Here is an 18,061-nt window from a genome sequence, read left to right as displayed (position 1 = left end):
GGTATTTCTCCTAGAAGCGCTCGCCAATGCCAAAGCTGAAGGCACTGCCCCCTTCATTGTTCCAGCCAAAGTCAATGCGGATATTGCCTAGGGGGGTATTCACCCGCAGCCCTGCCCCGTAGCCTAGCCCCTCTCCGGGTTTACCGCGCACAATCCCCGGCTGACCGGGTACGCTGCGTTGGGTACCGAGCAAACTGGCTCCATCCACAAAGAGGGCGCCACCAACAATATTAAAAATGGGGAACCGATACTCTATTGTTCCTTGCACAAAGGCGCGCCCGGAGCCGATTGCCCCCTCTTCCCAACCGCGCACCGAATTAGCGCCGCCAATTGTAAAGGATTCATAGGGGGGCAAATCGCCAAAAATGTTGCCCGCTTGGATATTGAAGGCAAGGGTTTGTGGCCCCTCAATGCGCAGAAACTTCACGGGGATATAAAAGCTATAACTGCCGCGCACCCGGTTCATTAAGATGTTGCCTGCCCCCACAGGGATTGACTGATCCACCCCTAAGCGAATCACCTGACCACTCGTTGGCCGCAGCGGATCATTGCGCAGGTCTCGCAGAATTGCCGCCTGCACCGTAAACAGGTCATTAAAACCACGGCAAACACCATTGTCTGGAAAGGTTAAGCAGTTGCCTGAAGCATCCGTATTAAAGCGGCTAAAACCACTGTCTAGGGAGGTAACCCGCTGATATTGCAGCCCCAAGGAACCGGTCCAAGCGGTGCGTATCTGATCCCGATCCTTCGTAAAGGGTCGCGTAAAGAAAACGGCACTCCCCAAGCGGTTAATCCGCGGAAAGTCACCATTGGGCAAGCGAACATCAATTGGGCCATTGGTGAAGGTGGTGGGCACTGTCAGGCGGTTAAAGGCACTCACGGTGTAGGAGGTGCGATAGGGATCCCCCTTAATCCAAGGATCGGTAAAGTTAATGTCAAAGAGAAACTCCCCTTCCGTCCCCCCTTGGGCTTCAACACCAAATTTCCAGTTGCGACCAAAGAGGTTGTTTTGTTGGAATGCCACTGTGCCAAATAGCCCCGCAGCGGAACTATAGCCCGCCCCAGCAGAAATACTGCCCGTATTGCGCTCTTTGATATTCAAAATCAAGTTAACCTTGCGGGGATCTTGACCGGGTTCAAGGGCAACTTGCACATCCTCAAAGAGTCCCAATTCAAAAAGGCGTCGCAAATCTGCTTGCACGGTATTTTGGTTGAGAACCACGCCGGGCTGGGTGTCCATTTCACGGCTGATCACAAAGTCACGGGTACGCTGTTTTGTCGGCTCTCCTTCTTTATTCAGGAAGCGGTAGGTGACCTGTTCAACCACACCCTCAGCCACCTGCAATGTCACAACCCCATCGGGATCGACTTGGGGTGTACCAACCACCTGCCCCAAGATATAGCCATTGTCCCTATAGAACCGGTTGATTTGCTCAATGCCAGACTGTAGCTCTCTTAGATTGAGCGTGCGACCAATTTGCGGTGCAAAAATCTCGTTGACTTTTTCTGGGGTGAGCACTTGGTTGCCCGCTACTTGAACGGCTCGCAGTACTGGATAGGGGCGCACGACAAAGGTAATCCGCACACCGAGGGGAGTATCGCTGGGGACGGCATTGACATCAGCAAAAAAGCCCGTGGCAAAGATGGCGTTGGTATCCTCTTGTAGTTGCGTGCGGGTGGTGGTACTGCCAGGGCGAGTGCGAATGACTTGATACACCAATTGCTCAAGTTCGGGTGTGGCGCCTTCAACCACCACTTCGGCAATGAGAACTTGAGGTTCATCAGCGGGGGGCTGGCTCACAGGTAGCGGGGTGGGCGGTGCTGGGGTTGCTGCGGGAGGGCTTTCAGGCACAGGCTCTGCCGCTGGTGGCGTTGGGGATGCTGGAGTTTCCGCAGGTTGGTTTTCAGGCGGCGGGGCTTCTTGGCCACGACTGGGATGCAAAGAACCGAGGGCGATCGCCACGGTTGCCATTGCCACTGCTACCGTTTTCAGGGCAGCCCCCATTGGCTGCATTCGCACTGGCGAAAAAAGTTGGTTATTCACTGCTCACACCTAAAAAACAAATCGCGTCAACACAGCCAAACCCATTGGCATTCCTATAACAGTAGGTTAATGACTCAGAAGTGGCAACAAAAGTGCCCCCCTGTTTGCCCTTGACCCTTAGCCATAATAGGCGGGCTCATTCCCCGCTTTCCACTTGATATTACAGCCGAGACTCGGTTTTTGATCTTCGCTGGGGGTTTGACCAGCTAACACGGCATCAATGGCTGCACGCAAGTCTTTCCCAGTCACCGGTAAGCCATTCTGGGGGCGGCTATCATCGAGCTGTCCACGATACACAAGCTTGCGATCGCCATCAAACAGGAAAAAGTCCGGTGTACAGGCTGCCGTGTAAGCCTTGGCCGTTTCTTGGCTCTCGTCGTAGCAAAGCGGAAATGTAAACCCTAGTTCAGTGGCCATCGCCTTCAGGGACTCTGGGGCATCATCGGGATAGTTGGCAGCGTCATTGGCACTAATGGCAACAATCCCTAAGTCTGTGTCTTTGTAGTCGCGCCCCAGCTTCGCCAGTTCCTCTTGGACGTGTTTTACGTAGGGGCAGTGGCGACAAATAAACATCACCAGTAGGGCTTTCTTATCGGCAAAGCTACTGAGGGAAATCGTTTGCCCACTCACCACATCGGGCAGCTGAAAATCGGGAGCAACAGTACCAAGGGCAAGCATCGTGGACTCTGTCCGCGCCATAAAACCTCCTGAGAACGCTGGCAAGAGTGTTACAAATAGCAATATCGTCCCTAGTGTACTCTGTTGCGATCGTTCCTCAAAGTGGTGAGAGGAGCAACTCCCCCAACGAACGCAAAAAGCAGCAAGATCACTCCTGCTTAGATATCATCGGTTTTAATTTTTGAGCACAGAGAAAAATTGCTTTAGCCAATATAGCTTTGACGGGAGACGTGCTTCTCAAAGGTGGCTTGGGTTTGATGGAGAAGTTGCTCGCGGCTGTCGCTGGTGTGTTTCAGGGCAGGCACCAAATTGCGCGCTTGGAGTGCCATGTGCAGTTGCAAATGGGCAACGTATTCGCTGAGGTCTTCGCGGAGTAGCGGATGACTTTGATGCACAGACACAGTGTTCTCCTTCAACTGATAGTTCAGTAGGCGTTCCATAGATCCTGTCAATCCCCAAAAGCGGTCATGTCAGGAATGGTGCGTTCAAACTGTTCGGCAGGGTGGGGTGCGTCACTTAACCCTTTTAGAGGTTAACATTTCTCAGGGAGGGTGTTGCGATTTGCAATCAACTGTAATGTTTTGCCAATACTTCACGATTCAGGGGGCAGGAAATGCGGTTACTCATTGCTAATGATGATGGGGTCTTTGCCCCCGGTATTCGGGCGTTAGCAGATACGCTGGCGATCGCTGGCCATGAAGTCGTGGTTGTGTGTCCGGATCGCGAACGCTCTGCTACAGGGCATAGCCTCACGGTCTTTGATCCGATTCGCGCCGAAGTCGTTAGCGATCGCTTTCACCCCAGTATTAAGGCGTGGGCCTGCTCCGGTACCCCCTCTGACTGTGTCAAACTCGCCCTTGGTGCCCTCCTAGAGGAAACCCCAGATTTTGTTGTTTCTGGGATTAACCAAGGCTCCAACCTCGGCACGGATATTCTTTACTCCGGCACGGTGTCTGCTGCCATGGAGGGGGTGATTGAGGGAATTCCCAGTATTGCCATTAGCCTCACCAGTTTCACAGTTCATGACTTTCAGCCAGCCGCTGACTTTGCCAGTCGTCTCCTCAAGGCGCTGGAAACCGCCCCCCTGCCCCCAAAGATGCTCCTCAATGTGAATGTACCGGCGCTGCCTGCCAGTGAAATTGCTGGCGTTGTCATTACACGACAGGGGATTCGGCGCTACCATGACCTGTTCCAGAAGCGCATTGACCCTCGCGGCAAAACCTACTACTGGCTCGCTGGTGAAGTGGTTGAAGAATATCCCCAAGACCCCAATCAAGCCCCCACGGATGTGGAAGCCATTGCCCAAAATCTGATTAGTATTACGCCGTTGACCTTTGATCTCACCTACGGTCAAGGGGTGCAGAGTTTAACCGAGTGGCTGCGCCAACCCACTGTACAGCCTCTATTCAATCTCTAGGATCACGGGTGCATGATCACTGGGCTTGGGTAAGCGCCGCGGGGCAATATCAATGTGACAGTTGCAGGCCCGGGCTTTGACAGCGGGGGTAAGGTAGAGGTGATCAATACGCCAGCCATGATTGCGGCGAAAGGCACCCGCCCGATAATCCCACCAAGAGTAGTGCCCAGGCTCCTCGGTAAAGTGGCGAAAGGCATCGTGGAAGCCAAGGTCGCGAATGGCCGCTAAAAGGTTGCGTTCGGCATCGGTGGCTCCCACTTTTGTGGCGCGATCGCTGGCATCAAAAAGGTCTTTATCTTCTGGGGCAATATTAAAATCACCACAGAGAATCACCTCTCCTTGGGCAGTGAGCTGCTCGAGATAGACATGGAGGGTTTTTAACCAGTGCAGCTTATAGTGGTATTTCTCACTGTCGTACTCTCCGCCGTTGGGAATATAGACATTTACCAAGGTGACATCAGGGGCTAATTGGGCGCGAATCAGTCGTTTTTGCGTATCCAACTCACTGTGACTGGGTAATTGGGGGGCAAAGCCTGCTTCTACACCCGCAAGAGGCTGACGACTGAGAATGGCCACCCCGTTGTAGGCCTTTTGGCCACTACAATAAACTTGATACCCACGATCCAGAAAGGGCTGACGCGGGAACTCAGCATCTGTGACTTTGGTCTCTTGAAGACAGAGATAGTCCACTCCAGTGGTGTCTAACCAGTGGCACACATGGTCAAGGCGAGTGCGAATTGAGTTGACGTTCCAAGTAGCAATTTTTGGCATCGGTTGATTTCGGTCAAAGTGATTTGCCCAAACCGTTATAGGGGGCAGCATCGGCACATACTGTAGAAAGTATAGTTGGGGAGTGGCAGCAGTACCCGAAATATGGCTGGGTATGTTCTGGTCTTGGCCGTGATTATTCTTGGGGGCGCGATCGCGACGGTGGGCGATCGCCTTGGCTCAAAAGTGGGCAAAGCCCGATTGAGCTGGTTTAATTTGCGGCCTCGACAGACAGCTGTCCTGATTACCATTCTCACAGGGAGTTTAATTTCTGCCTCCACCCTTGCCATCCTCTTTGCCCTCAGCCGTGAATTGCGCGATGGCGTGCTGCGCATTGATACGATTCGCCGTCAACAAGCGGCGGCTGAACAAGAACTCGCCGAAACCCGTGCCCAAAAGGATGAAATTGAGGCGGAACTGGCACAATCCCAAATTGAACTGGCCAACATTCGCCAACGCCTTAGTCAAACCAACCAAGTCCTAGAGCAGGCCGTCAATCGTCAAACCCTCACAGAAGCAGAACTCAAGCAACTTCAAGACCGCTACACCCAAGCCCAAAAAGACCTCGAAAACTTTGAAGCCCAAGGGGCACGCCTGCGGCAAGAAATTCAGCGTTTGCAACGGGAGCGACAAGCCATCCAAGGCCGCCTCGAGGATGTGGCTAGCCAAAAAGCAGCCCTAGAAACTGCCATTCGCACGGCTCAACAGCGCCTTGCCGAGGTGGAAGGTCAAAAGGATCGTCTCCAAGCAGAGATTGATCGTATTCAGGATCAACTGGCCGTTGCCAATCAGCAGCAGCAGGTGTTACGCAATCAACAGCGCACGCTTCAGCAGGAAATTGCTGCCCTTGAGGCCAGTCGCCAACGCCTTGAGGAAAACGTGAGCATCCTGTTGTTGGGACTACGGCGGGGGACGATCGCCATTCGCACGGGGCAAGTCTTGGCCTCTGCGGTGATTCAACATGTCAAGGATCCGGCTCAGGCCACCCAAGTTATTGAAGAGCTCCTGCGGGAGGCGCGACGCAATGCCATTGTCCTGAATCGTCCCCAGAACCTCAAACCGACGGATCAGGTGATTCAAATTACCACCGAAGACGTGAACCGGCTGCGCAGCCAAATTAGTGATGGCCAGCCCTATGTGGTGCGCATTTTAGCTGCGGCCAATTATCTACAGGGGGAAAGTAATATTCTTGTGGTGCCCCAAGTGGCGCGCAATCAGGAGGTTTTCCGCGAGGGTGAGAATCTAGCTACCATTTCCTTGGATCCGAGCCAGATGACCGATGAGCAAATTTTGCAACGCTTGGATCAGTTGTTTACGGTCAGTAATCAGCGGGCGATCGCCTCGGGTGTCCTCCCCGATCCTGTGACTGGCAGTGTTGGCTCCTTTCGCCAAATTGAACTGGTGAAATTTGTCCTCGACCTCAAAGATCACCAAGGGACGATTGATATTAGTGCAGTTACCCCCACCTCTGTTTATACCGCTGGCCCTCTCACCCTTTCCCTTGTCGCCCGCCAAAATCAGCGGGTGATCCTGCGCAGTGGTTAGGCATCAGCATCATTTCCCGCGAATTGGGCTGGATTCATCAAACCGCAGGCTAGGATAGAGGAGATTTTTCTCCGTTCACCATGTAAGGGGTGCCCCCATGAAGCGACTGGTTTCGATTGGTTTTTTGGTGTTTATTCCCCTCTCTATTGCCGCTGAAAAACTGGCATGGGGTGCCCTCACCGTCTTTATTTTGGCAGCACTGGCGATCGTGCCCTTGGCGATTTGGTTGAGCACCGCAACAGAGGAGGTGGCACTTGCCACAGGACCAACCATAGGTGGCCTCTTGAATGCCCTCTTTGGCAATGCAACGGAACTGATTATTGCTATTGTGGCGCTGCGAGCGGGCTTAGTGGATATTGTCAAAGCCAGTATTACGGGCACCCTGATGGCGAACCTTTTGCTGGTGATGGGGTTATCCATGCTGCTGGGGGGCATTCGCTACAAGGAGCAATCCTTTGCCCCAGTGGTGGCACGGGTGAATGCTTCCTCAATGACGGTGGCGATCGCCGCGATTCTCCTACCGGCAATGGTCATTTACACCTCCAGCAGTGTGCCGCCAACCGCAATTTCCAAAATGTCAGTGGTGGCCGCCATCATTCTGATTCTGGTCTATGGACTAACGTTACTCTTTTCTTTGAAAACCCACAGCTATCTTTACGATGTCAGTCAGGTGGAACTGGGGGACGAAGCGGGGCACCATGAAAAGCCGAACCTGCCCCTGTGGATCACGGTTCTAATGATTGCCACGATTGGCGTAGCCTTTGAGTCAGAAATTTTTGTCGGCGCAGTTGAAGCAGCAACGGAGGGCTTGGGTCTAACGCCCCTATTTACTGGGGTCATCCTCTTGCCGTTGGTGGGCGGTGCAGCGGAATATGTGACTGCGGTGGGGGTTGCCCTGAAAAACAATATGGATTTGTCCGTGTCCATCGCCTTGGGTTCATCCCTCTTGGTGGCGCTCTTGGTGGCACCTGTGCTGGTGCTGATTGGCCAGTTTATTGGTCAGCCGATGGATTTAAACTTTAGTCTTTTTGAAGTGGTGACGGTGATTATTGCGGTCGTGATTGCTAATGTGATTAGCCTAGATGGCCGCTCCAACTGGCTGGAGGGGGCGCTGCTGTTGGCCACCTATGGGATTCTCGGCACCGCCTTTTTCTTCCATACCTAGGAGAGGCGCTGAATCTGTAGTTGATAGGTCATGGTTGAGGTCACCCCTTGTCCCCGCAGGGTACCTTGAATGGGGGCAGCATCCGTCGGATCAGCGGCAGCCACAAGGGCAATGTGGCGATCGCTCACCGCTAGGCCGTGGGTGGGATCATAGCCGCGCCAGCCTGCCCCCGGCAAATACACTTCTACCCAAGCATGGAGGTGCCGTTCAGGATTATCCAAGTCTCCTTCCTGATAGCCACTGACAAACCGCGCCGCTAAGCCCACAGCCCGACAGGCATGGATAAACAAGACGGCTGTATCGCGACAGGAACCCATTTGTTTTGCCCAAGTCACACAGGGGGGCCAAGGGGCACCGGTTTCACGAATTTGGTGCTGACAGGTACGGTAAATTTTGTTATTGAGGTCACTGAGAAATGTGAGGACACTGCCATCGCCACTGGCTAAAATTTGCCAAGCCAATTCATAGGCAACAGGATCCACTGACGGTGATAGATAGGGATGCAAGCTAGTTGCCAGTCGCTGCGGATAGTTAAAAGGGAGGGTGACTGCCCACGAGTCAAGCAGATAGTTAAAGGGGTTGTCGCAATAGGTTTCTACTTCAGAGGTGACCTGAATCATCAGGGAGGTGGTGGGCTGTGGTGACCACCAGTAGCGTTGAATGTGATTGCCATGGACATCGAGGACAGTACTTTGGCCTTGGGGAGTTGGTAAAATTTGGAGGGAGAGCGATCGCAGGCGTTGGTGGCCATCACTACGCGGGATCAAGCGTAAATCATGGGGGGCAAGGGCAACAGGGGCGCTGTAGGTGTAGCTAGTTTGATGATAAATGCGGTATTCCATTTCATATCTAAAAGGAAGCCGCCCGAACCAATAACTGTCCAGGCGGGGTGTGGTGTGAGGAGTGAACGGAAACGTGCGTCTCCGCTATTTCTATTGTAGGGGACAGTTTCCAAATTGCCATAAGTAAATGGCGTAAAAAGATCAAATCTTTAGACCACACCCTAGATCCTCTCACTACCAAAGCAAAAAGAGTCAAGAACAGATCCTGACTCCTCAATAAAACAGATGTTTGTAAAAAAAACAGCCTAACGAGTCGTGGCTGCCATTTTCTCTTCTGCCAGTTCCCTTAGGCTAGGGAATAAAAAGTGGTTTTCTTCAACGTACTGCGCACCAAACAAGCCCTTTTCTGCCCAGAAGTAGCGATCGGTGGTGTGCTCATTCCGCTTAACAAGAAGTAAAGCGGGTGGGGTGATCCCCTTGGCTTGAATAAATTTTCGTGCCGCTGTCACAGGTTTATCTTCGCCACTTTCGATGCTATATTGAGGTACGCACTCAAGGATTTTGCGTCCTTCGAGACGCCGCCGGCTCTTCCGCTTCCGTCTTCTGGCCAAGTTGCCTTACCTCCTTTGCCTTCAAAGAACTGTTATTGAGTTTACAAAAGTCGCCCTTTAGTATATCTGGTGTATCCTAGAATTTCAACTTTCCTTAATTTATCGAAACACGATTTATTGACGGGACAACGATCCCCAGCTTAGGATCAACGCTTTGCTGATCCCAGTGACCCCACTATAGCAAATTGTGCCACTTGAGAAAGTGGTTCCTTCCATTTGCCCCACAGCCAATGGGCTACCCTAGAGAACGACTGTCTAAGCTGCTGAACCCCTATGATGAGCCAACGCTTAGTGCAACGGGTGCTCGAAACCCAAGTGTTAACCTCAGCCATTGAAAACCAAATTTCCCAACTGTTGTGGAAGCGGGAATATGACGGTGATGACATGGCAGCGCTTGGGGAATTGCTCGATGCCCTAGAGGCCAAGAAAATTCAAACCCAACAGTAGGTGCTGCGGTCTCTCCTGCAACTTCTGATCCTTGCCCTCAGCTACAGTGCCTTAGCCCTTGGGGGGGTGCCGGGGCTATGTATGAATCGCGCAACGATCGCCCTTGTGAGTGCGGCTCTTTTGATTGCCTTAGGGGCGATTGATCTACCCACTGCATGGCAAGCCATTGATCCCCAGACCATTGTGTTTCTGTTGAGCATGATGATTGTCAATGCTTATCTGGGCTTGAGCGGCTTTTTTCAAATAGCGATGGTGACGGTGGTGCGCTTTAGTGGCAGTCCCTTGGGGCTACTGGTGTTTCTCACTGTAGCTACAGGAATGTTGTCGGCGGTCTTTCTCAACGACACCCTTGCCCTTGTGACGACGCCTTTAACCCTGCGCATTACCCATGTCTTGGGCTTAAATCCAGTGCCCTATCTGCTGGCGATCGCCGCCGCAACCAATATCGGTTCTGTGGCCACCCTCAGCGGCAATCCCCAAAATATCCTCGTGGGATCGTTTTCCGAGTTAGGATATCTGCCGTTTGCCCAAGTGATGGTTCCCGTCGCAGTGCTGGGGTTAGGGCTGCAAGTGGCTTGGTTGGGGTGGCTCTATCCGGAGGTGCGATCGCGCCAACCCTGTACATTGGCTACGCTCCAACCGGTGCAGGTGCAAAAAGGGTTACTCCACAAGACACTGATTGTCTCTGGGCTGATGTTTTTGGCCTTTCTGCTCGGCTTTCCCTTGGCAGAATCCTCTCTTTTGGCGGCAGCAGCTTTACTGGTCACCCGTCGGGTGAAGCCAGAGCGCATCCTTGCTCAGGTGGATTGGTCACTATTGGTTCTGTTTGCGGGTCTGTTTATTCTTACCCGCTGTATTCAAAACTTTGATTTATTAGCCGTTTTGCGCCCTTGGGTGAATCAGCCCTTGCCCCTCGTGGTGATTACAGCACTGCTGTCAAATTTAATTTCTAACGTGCCCACGGTGCTGCTGCTCGCACAGTTTATCCCCAAAGGTGCCGATCAACTCTGGTACCTACTGGCAGCCACAAGTACCCTCGCGGGCAATCTTACGCTTTTTGGTGCTGTGGCTAATTTAATTACAGTTGAGGCCGCTGCTAGCTCAGGACAGCGGTTTTCCTTTTGGCAGCACTTGCGCTTTGGTGCACCGCTCACAGTGTTGACGCTGGCGATCGCCTACGTTTGGATCGTGAGTCAGACCTAGGGGCTAAAGGTTGGGGTCGTTGCTCCAGAGGCACTCTCAAAGTAGGCCACATCAGACAGAATGACAGGCGCATCGGATTCAGGAATGGGCTGCCCTTGACTGAGATAGCCGACACAGCCATTCATCAGGCTATAGACAAAAATCACGCCTCCCGCTGAGATGGCCACGAGGCCACTGGCCAGCAGTAAGGAAAAATCCCGGAGGCGGTAGGCACCGTGGAGGAGTCGCACCGACCACAGCACCAATGCCAGTACCAGTAGAAGTAAGATAGCCATATGTAAACTATCTTAACAACTCTCAGGATTTTCCTCATCAATCTTTAGATTCTTCTAATGAATTCTTGCTAGCACAGTGCCCGTGTTCGCTCTATGGTGCAGGTGAGGTTGGCGCCATACTGACCCACATGGGTAATTTCAGGTGTGTAGGCCTCTAGCACCCGTCCTGTGCGATCGCACATCGTTAGGACGTAATCACAGTGGGGACACTGGGTGTGACTCACGGAGCCATAGCGTTGGCGAAGGGCTAATTTACCACAGTGAGGACAGTGAATCGTTTGCATGGTAACCATAGTTAAATAATCCTTAAGTTCTTTTTGGCGTGTAGGAACTTGTGATAAAAGGCGTTGCGCAAATCTGCGTTTCAAAACAACAAAACTCAACAAATAGTATTGCGCAACATTAAGGGAGTTTATGAGAGGACACTTTTTATTATGGATGGATTTTCTAGCGATGGCAATGATCCCAATGTTAAAAAATATGCTAATTCGACGGGGATCAAGGAATTCTACAAATGGCCTTAGAGAAACTTGCTTCGCTTTTCTGAGAGGTGATTGACCTTTATTACAGCCCTTTTCACAAAGATTGAAGAAGATCAAGCTAGGCAAAACTGCCCTCGAAAAGTATTACATTCTCTTTACGCCCTCCCTGCTTTGGAAAAGAAAGGCATCTACCTTACTTGCATTTCTATTCAGCGATGTTTACTTAATGTAATGGTCTGTAACTCTGATCATTGACAACTCAATAGTAATAATCTGAAGAAAATATTAAGAAGTTGAGTGCATGGGGGTAGCCAGTGAAGTGGTTCAGCCTTGGTCTATTAAGTGGATGTTTCGTTGGCTCAATGACCTCAGCAGTAGCACAGGGTTCTCTGCAGGTGGTTTATCCGCCGCGAGAGCACACTACAAGCGCACCCCGGATTTTCTTTATTGGTACAGCACCGCCGCAAGTTGTCGTTACCCTCAATGGGCAGGTCGTTGGCGATCGCTCGCCAGCGGGACACTTTGCCCCCAGTCTTCCCCTGCAACCCGGATTGAATCACATCACCCTGCAAGCAGGGGATCAACGCCTTGACTTTGCCATCACTCGCACGGTGCCCCAAGTACCGACCACCCTACAACCCCTAGAGCCAACAGCCGATTTAGTGCGCCTAGCCAATGAAATTGTTTGCTTTACCGCTGCTGCCCCCAGCGATCGCGCCGTGCAAGTCCAAGTGGGTCAGCGCATTCTGCCCCTAGAACCCCTACCGCCCCAAGTGCAACTGCCCTCTAATCTGGCTGCGCTGATTCATCAAGCGGAGGTGGTTACTGCTCGCCCTTCTCTCTATCGCAATTGCCTCCAGCTCACCGAAGTGGGCGACTATGGCCCGATTCAATGGCAATTAGGAAACCAACGCCAACCCGGTGCCCGCATTCGTGTGGCTGAGCCAACGCAATTACCAGTTGTGGAAGTCACCCGTTCCCTTGGGGGGGTAGCCCGCACTGGTCCTAGCACTGATTATTCCCGGCTGACGCCACTGCCAGTGGGAACACGCGCACGGGTACGCGGACAAACGGGGGATTGGCTGCATTTGGACTATGGGGGTTGGATCCGCGCCAATGAAGTGCGGCTCCTCTCCAGTGCTCTGCCGACCACCGCCACTATCCGCAGTATAACCAGCCGTCAGCTTGCGGGTTGGACAGAAATCAGCTTTCCTTTGGATGTGCCCGTACCGATTTCGATTCAGCAGGGCGATCGCCAGTTCACCCTAACGCTCCACAACACGATTCCCCAAACCGACATCATTCGCCTCGATGCCGATCCCGTCATCCAGCGCCTTGACTGGTACCCCCTTGATCAAGAGCGGGTGGAGTATCGTTTGACGCTGCATCATCGCCAACAGTGGGGCTATCGTGTGGCCTATGAAGGCAATCGGCTGGTGCTGCAACTGCGTCATCCACCCCAACTCCAACGGGGGACACAACCCCTGCGGGGGATTAAAATTCTCCTTGATCCCGGCCATGGCGGGCCTGAGGACTTGGGAGCACGCGGCCCAGATGGTACGCCAGAGAAGGTCGTCACATTGGCACTGGCCCAAAAACTGGCACCCGAGCTAGAACGCCTTGGGGCAACAGTCATTTTGACGCGCACAGAGGATATTGATCTGGACTTGCCCGATCGCCTTCTCGCCATTGAATCAGCCCAACCCACCCTTGCCCTCAGCTTGCACTACAATGCTCTCCCCGATGCTGGCGATGCCCGTAATACCCAAGGGATTGGCGCCTTTTGGTATCATCCCCAAAGCCATGACCTTGCCGTTTTCCTAGAGGGGTATCTCAGTCAGCGACTGCGGCGGCAGCAGTACGGTGTGTTTTGGAATAACCTTGCCCTGACTCGTCCGACAATTGCCCCTGCGGTGCTGCTGGAACTGGGCTTTATGATTCACCCAGAGGAGTTTGAGTGGATTGTTAACCCCCAAGCCCAAGCTGAGCTTGCCCGCACCCTTGCCCAAGGCATTCTGGAGTGGTTACAGCAGGCGACGCGGGATTAATCTTCCAGCAAATGGTGAAGGGCTGCCGCCATCTCGGCAGTGGATGTGGTGGCTGTGCCAAACTGACGTACGACAATACTGGCGGCCAAATTGCCTAAAACTGCCGCCTCCCAAAGACTGGCACCCGCCACAAGGGCAAGGGTTAAAGCAGCAACAACGGTATCGCCTGCGCCAGTGACATCAAAGACATCCGTACGGTTAAAGGCGGGTAAATGGTAGGGCGCCGCCTCGCGACTAAAGAGACTCATACCAGCATCCCCCCGCGTAATCAGCATATATTTAGCCGCCGTCAACTCCAGCAGGTCTTCCCCAGCTCGCAGTACCTCGGCCTCTGTGCGAATTGGGTAGCCCACCGCTGCCTCTGCTTCTGGCAGGTTTGGCGTAAATAGGAAAGCACCGCGATAGCGAGCTAAATCCCGTTGGGTATCAACAATCGTGCGCTCATGCTCTAGGGCAGCCGCAATCACAGGGGGTGTAAAGACACCATCGCCATAGTCGGAGCAAACCACGGCATCGGCAGTCCCCACCTGCTGACGAATAAAGGCCGCTAGCGCCTCCTGAAGGGCTGGGGCAGGCAGATCATCGGACTTGCGATCCACGCGCACAATTTGCTGCGTCACCGACTGGCGAGCATGGCCAGAAATACGGGTTTTCGTCACGGTGGGGCGATCGCCATCCTTAAAGATGCCCCGCGTATCAATCCCTGCCCCTTGAAAAATGCTACAAAGCGCCTCCCCCTGCGGATCTACACCCACCAGACCAACCGCCTGCACCTGAGCACCCAACTTGGCCAAATTGTAGATGGCATTGGCACCGCCGCCGGGCACTTGGCGGGTAAACTCATGGCGCAAAATCAGAACGGGGGCTTCCCGCGAGAGACGCTCCACCTGACCCGTGAGAAATTCATCGAGGGTGAGATCCCCCACCACCAGTACCCGTGCTGAGGAAAAGGACTCCAAAAGGTGTAGGAGTCGCCCTTGGGACGATTGCAATTGCTGGCGCAGGTCGGGTGGTAACATTTGGCTTTGCCTCAATTCCCGCTGATCCAGAATACTCCTGTGGGGGGACACCCATGCGCAGGGCAAGGTTCACAGAGATGATATAGTCCAAAAAGGGTAAATAAATGTTAAGAATCGTCTCCTGCATAGCCAAGGGGATCGACTAGAAAATAGTGAGTATTGGTGTGGCGTGAGGAATCAACCATGACTGGGCAGCAGCCGATTCGGTTCGGAACCGATGGCATTCGTGGACGGGCGGGGGAGTTGCTAACCCCCAACTTGGCCTTGAGCTTGGGATATTGGGTGGGAGAAGTGCTGCGACAAAGGACGGATGCACCCCAGCGCCCCTTTATCATTGGTCAAGATTCCCGCAACTCCAGTGATATGTTGGCCACAGCCTTGGCCGCCGGCTTAACCGCCGCTGGTTTTGAAGTGTGGAATGTGGGTCTGTGCCCGACCCCCTGTATTGCCTACCTAACGGCCACCACAGAAGCCATCGGTGGCGCCATGATTTCCGCCAGTCACAATCCCCCCGCCGATAACGGCATTAAAATTTTTGGCAGCGATGGCAGCAAGCTCAGCCCTGATCTGCAAAAAGAAATTGAAGCCCACCTAAATGCTGGCCTATCCTTGCCCCATACGGAGCACTGGGGGCATTTGCATCATCGTCCCGAATTGCTTCAGCGCTATCGCCATGCGGTGCAAGCGCCCCTTGAGGATCGTCAACCGCTGCGGAGACTGCGGGTGGTGTTAGATTTGGCTTGGGGATCTGCGGTGGCGGTGGCACCGACGGTGTTCCATGCCCTAGGGGCTGAGGTGATTGCTCTCCACGATCGCGCCGATGGCGATCGCATTAATGTCAACTGCGGTTCCACCCATTTAGAACCATTACAACAGGCTGTCCGTGAAACCCGTGCCGCTATGGGGTTTGCCTTTGATGGCGATGCCGATCGCGTGCTGGCGGTGGATAGTCAAGGACGAGTGGTTGATGGCGATCACATTCTCTACTTCTGGGGACAACGGCTTCAGTCGCAGGCACAACTCCCCAAGGATTTGATTGTCGCCACTGTGATGTCGAATCTCGGTTTTGAGCGAGCTTGGCAAGCGCGGGGTGGACAACTGGTGCGGGCTGCTGTGGGCGATCAATACGTCCATGCAGAGATGCTGCGCCACGGTGCCATGCTGGGGGGAGAACAGTCGGGACACATCCTCTGCCGTCACTATGGTGTGGGGGGGGATGGCTTGCTCACAGCGGTTCATTTAGCGACCCTAGTTCAGGATTCCCGTCTATCCTTGGCACAACTGCGAGACCAAAGTTTTACCGCCTACCCGCAAATTCTTCGCAATGTCCGTGTTGACGATCGACAGCGACGACTCCACTGGCAAGAATGTGAGCCTTTGCAACAGATGATTACCAAAGCGCAACTGGATATGGGCGATCGCGGGCGAGTCTTGGTACGTGCCTCTGGGACAGAACCCGTTATCCGCGTCATGGTGGAAGCCGAGCAGCAAAGTGTTGCTGATTATTGGACAGAGACCTTGGTGCAGACGGTGACTGCTTATTTAGCGGCCTAGGAACAGGCGTCACTAGCTTGTATGATAATTGCCTAGTCGCGCTCTAGCCATTTCCTTGTCAGTCTCGCGTTTTCAAGCTGCCTGTGAGCAGGGTGAGTTTCTCATCACCGCAGAGGTTTGCCCCCCTAAGGGTAGGGATGCCAGTACGATGTTGCGCCAAGCAGCCCATCTCAAGGGGCGGGTTCATGCGGTCAATGTCACCGATGGCAGTCGCGCTGTGTTGCGCATGAGTTCTTGGGCAGCCGCCTATTTGTTGCAACAGCAGGGGTTTGAACCCATTTGCCAGATCGCCTGTCGCGATCGCAACCGCATTGCCCTGCAAGCGGATCTCATGGGCATTGCCGCCCTTGGTTTACGCAATATTTTGGCACTCACGGGCGACCCCGTCAAAGCAGGCGATCATCCCCAAGCCAAACCCGTCTTTGATTTGGAGTCTGTGCGGCTATTGCGCGTCATTGGCCAACTGAATCAAGGGGTGGATAGCGAGGATCGCCCCCTAGCCGATGGAGCGACGCAATTTTTTGCCGGGGCAGCGGTTGATCCTCAGTCTGCCAGTTGGTCAGGACTGCAACAACGGTTTGAACGCAAATTGGCAGCGGGTGCTCAATTTTTCCAAACGCAGTTAATTACTGACTTTGAGCGGCTAGCCAAGTTTATGGATCAGATTGCGGCGGGCTGTGGGCGACCCATTCTTGCTGGAATTTTTCTCCTCAAGTCGGCCAAAAATGCCCTGTTTATCAATCGCGCTGTGCCCGGTGCACTGATTCCCCAGCACCTTATTGATCGCCTTGCCGCTGCCGCTGATCCCCTCGATGAAGGGATAACTATTGCTGCCGAGCAGGTACAACAGGCGCGGGAACTCTGCCAGGGGGTGCACTTAATGGCGGTGCGCCGTGAGGATTTGATTCCCGAAATTCTCAACCGAGCGGGAATTGCTCCCCTTAGCGCGTCACCTGCACCCCGCGCCAAAACGCCACATAGCCCTTGATATTGGCAGCCGCCGGCTTGGGATCGGGGTAGTACCATGCCGCATCACGGTTCACCTGACCATTGACAACAACGTGGTAGTAGCTGGCTGTGCCTTTCCAACCACAAACGGTGTGGGTATCGCTGGGCTGAAAATAGGCCGGATTGAGTGCCTCTGGCGGAAAATAAACATTGCCTTCGACCACTTCATAGCGATCGCTCTCGGCCAAGGTTGCGCCTTTCCAAACTGCTTTTGCCATTGCTTTTTTTCTCAGTCGTTCCCCTTCTTAAGATAAAGCAGGTGCCGTCAGCGGGCTAGGCACATTGGGGCGATCGGAACGAATTTGACCGTCACGAAACTGAATAATGCGGTGCGTGACAGCCGCCACATCGGGTTCATGGGTCACCATAATTACCGTCATGCCGGCCGCATTGAGTTGCCCAAAGATAGCAAGAATTTCCGCCGTGGTGTGGCTATCAAGGGCACCGGTAGGTTCATCGGCGAGCAGGAGTAGCGGCTGATTGACAATGGCGCGGGCGATCGCCACCCGTTGTTGCTGTCCTCCCGAGAGTTGATTGGGACGATTCTCAAGGCGGTGACCCAACCCCACCTGTTCCAATGCAGCGATCGCGCGATCGCGCCGTTCCTTGGGGGGAACTTGGGCATAGACCATGGGTAGCATCACATTTTCCAGTGCCGTTAGCTGCCCCAGCAAGTAAAACTGTTGAAAGACAAAACCAATCTTGGCATTGCGAATATGGGCGAGTTCATCATCACTGAGGTGTGCCACATCTTGGCCGTCGAGAAAGTAGCGGCCAGAGGTCGGGCGATCTAAACAGCCAATAATATTCATCATTGTGGACTTCCCTGACCCCGAAGCCCCCATAATTGCACAGTACTCTCCCCGCTGAATGTTGAGATTCACCTCCCTAAGGGCGTGAACTTCCGTTTCCCCTTGGCCATACACTTTAGAAATCTGTTCTAGGCAAATGAGCGGCGGGTCCAGCATTACAATGAGGTGACAAGGCCATTTGCACTCATTCTAAAGCCTTTTTT

Annotated in this window: 19 protein-coding genes; 8 read left to right on the top strand and 11 right to left on the bottom strand. The window is 53.5% G+C overall.

What is annotated here, in order from left to right; all coding sequences use genetic code 11:
• Positions 1–10 precede the first annotated feature (10 nt).
• From RHH81_RS11475 to RHH81_RS11465, 3 genes are all read right to left on the bottom strand, one after another.
• A complete protein-coding gene (locus RHH81_RS11475) occupies positions 11–2,044 on the bottom strand; it encodes a BamA/TamA family outer membrane protein (protein WP_310743074.1) in 2,034 nt (677 codons plus the stop codon).
• A 117-nt stretch (positions 2,045–2,161) separates the two neighbouring features.
• Complete coding sequence (locus RHH81_RS11470) at positions 2,162–2,743, bottom strand: thioredoxin family protein (protein ID WP_206200279.1); 582 nt, start codon at positions 2,741–2,743, stop codon at positions 2,162–2,164.
• Between the two features lie 182 nt (positions 2,744–2,925).
• Positions 2,926–3,162 carry a hypothetical protein gene (locus RHH81_RS11465; protein ID WP_225901576.1) on the bottom strand — a complete coding sequence of 79 codons (237 nt, stop codon included), beginning with the start codon at positions 3,160–3,162 and terminating at the stop codon, positions 2,926–2,928.
• 173 nt (positions 3,163–3,335) lie between these two features.
• Here RHH81_RS11465 and surE point away from each other — a divergent pair, with 173 nt between their 5' ends.
• Complete coding sequence (surE, locus tag RHH81_RS11460; RefSeq protein WP_310743073.1) at positions 3,336–4,139, top strand: 5'/3'-nucleotidase SurE; 804 nt, start codon at positions 3,336–3,338, stop codon at positions 4,137–4,139.
• Here surE and xth read toward each other — a convergent pair.
• Positions 4,125–4,910 carry an exodeoxyribonuclease III gene (xth, locus tag RHH81_RS11455; RefSeq protein ID WP_310743072.1) on the bottom strand — a complete coding sequence of 262 codons (786 nt, stop codon included), beginning with the start codon at positions 4,908–4,910 and terminating at the stop codon, positions 4,125–4,127. The two genes, surE and xth, sit on opposite strands and share 15 nt — an antisense overlap.
• A gap of 102 nt (positions 4,911–5,012) precedes the next feature.
• On the opposite strand from xth, the gene RHH81_RS11450 reads away from it, so the two are divergent.
• Positions 5,013–6,452 (top strand): DUF3084 domain-containing protein, encoded by a 1,440-nt coding sequence (locus RHH81_RS11450; protein WP_206200276.1) that lies wholly within the window; start codon positions 5,013–5,015, stop codon positions 6,450–6,452.
• A gap of 97 nt (positions 6,453–6,549) precedes the next feature.
• A complete protein-coding gene (cax, locus tag RHH81_RS11445; protein ID WP_206200275.1) occupies positions 6,550–7,617 on the top strand; it encodes a calcium/proton exchanger in 1,068 nt (355 codons plus the stop codon).
• On the opposite strand, the gene RHH81_RS11440 is transcribed toward cax, so the two are convergent.
• Both RHH81_RS11440 and RHH81_RS11435 read right to left on the bottom strand, forming a co-directional pair.
• Positions 7,614–8,459 (bottom strand): transglutaminase family protein, encoded by an 846-nt coding sequence (locus RHH81_RS11440; protein ID WP_206200274.1) that lies wholly within the window; start codon positions 8,457–8,459, stop codon positions 7,614–7,616. The two genes, cax and RHH81_RS11440, sit on opposite strands and share 4 nt — an antisense overlap.
• Positions 8,460–8,704: 245 nt before the next feature.
• Complete coding sequence (locus RHH81_RS11435) at positions 8,705–9,010, bottom strand: DUF3155 domain-containing protein (protein ID WP_149819587.1); 306 nt, start codon at positions 9,008–9,010, stop codon at positions 8,705–8,707.
• Between the two features lie 273 nt (positions 9,011–9,283).
• Between RHH81_RS11435 and RHH81_RS11430 the strand changes: the two genes are divergently transcribed.
• Both RHH81_RS11430 and RHH81_RS11425 read left to right on the top strand, forming a co-directional pair.
• A complete protein-coding gene (locus RHH81_RS11430; protein WP_206200273.1) occupies positions 9,284–9,457 on the top strand; it encodes a hypothetical protein in 174 nt (57 codons plus the stop codon).
• Positions 9,458–10,660, top strand: coding sequence for an anion transporter (locus RHH81_RS11425; protein WP_206200272.1), 1,203 nt, complete (start codon positions 9,458–9,460; stop codon positions 10,658–10,660).
• Here RHH81_RS11425 and RHH81_RS11420 read toward each other — a convergent pair.
• Together RHH81_RS11420 and RHH81_RS11415 are read right to left on the bottom strand one after the other, a co-directional pair.
• On the bottom strand, positions 10,657–10,935 hold the full coding sequence (locus tag RHH81_RS11420; RefSeq protein WP_206200271.1) for a hypothetical protein: 279 nt from the start codon (positions 10,933–10,935) through the stop codon (positions 10,657–10,659). The genes RHH81_RS11425 and RHH81_RS11420 overlap by 4 nt on opposite strands.
• Before the next feature lie 68 nt (positions 10,936–11,003).
• Positions 11,004–11,228 (bottom strand): replication restart DNA helicase PriA, encoded by a 225-nt coding sequence (locus tag RHH81_RS11415; protein WP_149819579.1) that lies wholly within the window; start codon positions 11,226–11,228, stop codon positions 11,004–11,006.
• A gap of 551 nt (positions 11,229–11,779) precedes the next feature.
• On the opposite strand from RHH81_RS11415, the gene RHH81_RS11410 reads away from it, so the two are divergent.
• Positions 11,780–13,465, top strand: a complete 1,686-nt coding sequence (locus tag RHH81_RS11410; RefSeq protein ID WP_310743071.1) for an N-acetylmuramoyl-L-alanine amidase — start codon at positions 11,780–11,782, stop codon at positions 13,463–13,465.
• Here the strand turns inward: RHH81_RS11410 and rfaE1 are convergent.
• Entirely contained in the window at positions 13,462–14,484 is a 1,023-nt protein-coding gene (gene rfaE1, locus RHH81_RS11405; protein WP_302677510.1) for a D-glycero-beta-D-manno-heptose-7-phosphate kinase, read from the bottom strand. The genes RHH81_RS11410 and rfaE1 overlap by 4 nt on opposite strands.
• Before the next feature lie 183 nt (positions 14,485–14,667).
• Here rfaE1 and glmM point away from each other — a divergent pair, with 183 nt between their 5' ends.
• Entirely contained in the window at positions 14,668–16,038 is a 1,371-nt protein-coding gene (gene glmM / locus RHH81_RS11400) for a phosphoglucosamine mutase (protein WP_206200268.1), read from the top strand.
• Between the two features lie 55 nt (positions 16,039–16,093).
• Positions 16,094–17,026 carry a methylenetetrahydrofolate reductase gene (locus tag RHH81_RS11395; protein WP_206200267.1) on the top strand — a complete coding sequence of 311 codons (933 nt, stop codon included), beginning with the start codon at positions 16,094–16,096 and terminating at the stop codon, positions 17,024–17,026.
• Here RHH81_RS11395 and RHH81_RS11390 read toward each other — a convergent pair.
• Both RHH81_RS11390 and RHH81_RS11385 read right to left on the bottom strand, forming a co-directional pair.
• Positions 16,980–17,264 (bottom strand): DUF427 domain-containing protein, encoded by a 285-nt coding sequence (locus RHH81_RS11390; RefSeq protein WP_206200266.1) that lies wholly within the window; start codon positions 17,262–17,264, stop codon positions 16,980–16,982. The genes RHH81_RS11395 and RHH81_RS11390 overlap by 47 nt on opposite strands.
• A gap of 27 nt (positions 17,265–17,291) precedes the next feature.
• Complete coding sequence (locus RHH81_RS11385; RefSeq protein WP_206200265.1) at positions 17,292–18,014, bottom strand: ABC transporter ATP-binding protein; 723 nt, start codon at positions 18,012–18,014, stop codon at positions 17,292–17,294.
• Positions 18,015–18,061: the final 47 nt, after the last annotated feature.

It is taken from the genome of Thermosynechococcus sp. PKX95 (assembly GCF_031583295.1).
In the GTDB taxonomy this organism is placed as follows: domain Bacteria; phylum Cyanobacteriota; class Cyanobacteriia; order Thermosynechococcales; family Thermosynechococcaceae; genus Thermosynechococcus.
Note: the sequence above shows the minus strand (reverse complement) of the source record. Positions and strands in the feature narration are given on the sequence as shown.

Coding starts and splice junctions, on each gene's coding strand:
- RHH81_RS11470 (WP_206200279.1), bottom strand. CDS start 2,743: ATGGCGCGGACAGAGTCCACGATGCTTGCCCTTGGTACTGTTGCTCCC.
- RHH81_RS11465 (WP_225901576.1), bottom strand. CDS start 3,162: ATGGAACGCCTACTGAACTATCAGTTGAAGGAGAACACTGTGTCTGTG.
- surE (WP_310743073.1), top strand. CDS start 3,336: ATGCGGTTACTCATTGCTAATGATGATGGGGTCTTTGCCCCCGGTATT.
- xth (WP_310743072.1), bottom strand. CDS start 4,910: ATGCCAAAAATTGCTACTTGGAACGTCAACTCAATTCGCACTCGCCTT.
- RHH81_RS11450 (WP_206200276.1), top strand. CDS start 5,013: ATGGCTGGGTATGTTCTGGTCTTGGCCGTGATTATTCTTGGGGGCGCG.
- cax (WP_206200275.1), top strand. CDS start 6,550: ATGAAGCGACTGGTTTCGATTGGTTTTTTGGTGTTTATTCCCCTCTCT.
- RHH81_RS11440 (WP_206200274.1), bottom strand. CDS start 8,459: ATGGAATACCGCATTTATCATCAAACTAGCTACACCTACAGCGCCCCT.
- RHH81_RS11430 (WP_206200273.1), top strand. CDS start 9,284: ATGATGAGCCAACGCTTAGTGCAACGGGTGCTCGAAACCCAAGTGTTA.
- RHH81_RS11420 (WP_206200271.1), bottom strand. CDS start 10,935: ATGGCTATCTTACTTCTACTGGTACTGGCATTGGTGCTGTGGTCGGTG.
- RHH81_RS11415 (WP_149819579.1), bottom strand. CDS start 11,228: ATGGTTACCATGCAAACGATTCACTGTCCTCACTGTGGTAAATTAGCC.
- RHH81_RS11410 (WP_310743071.1), top strand. CDS start 11,780: ATGACCTCAGCAGTAGCACAGGGTTCTCTGCAGGTGGTTTATCCGCCG.
- rfaE1 (WP_302677510.1), bottom strand. CDS start 14,484: ATGTTACCACCCGACCTGCGCCAGCAATTGCAATCGTCCCAAGGGCGA.
- glmM (WP_206200268.1), top strand. CDS start 14,668: ATGACTGGGCAGCAGCCGATTCGGTTCGGAACCGATGGCATTCGTGGA.
- RHH81_RS11390 (WP_206200266.1), bottom strand. CDS start 17,264: ATGGCAAAAGCAGTTTGGAAAGGCGCAACCTTGGCCGAGAGCGATCGC.
- RHH81_RS11385 (WP_206200265.1), bottom strand. CDS start 18,014: ATGCTGGACCCGCCGCTCATTTGCCTAGAACAGATTTCTAAAGTGTAT.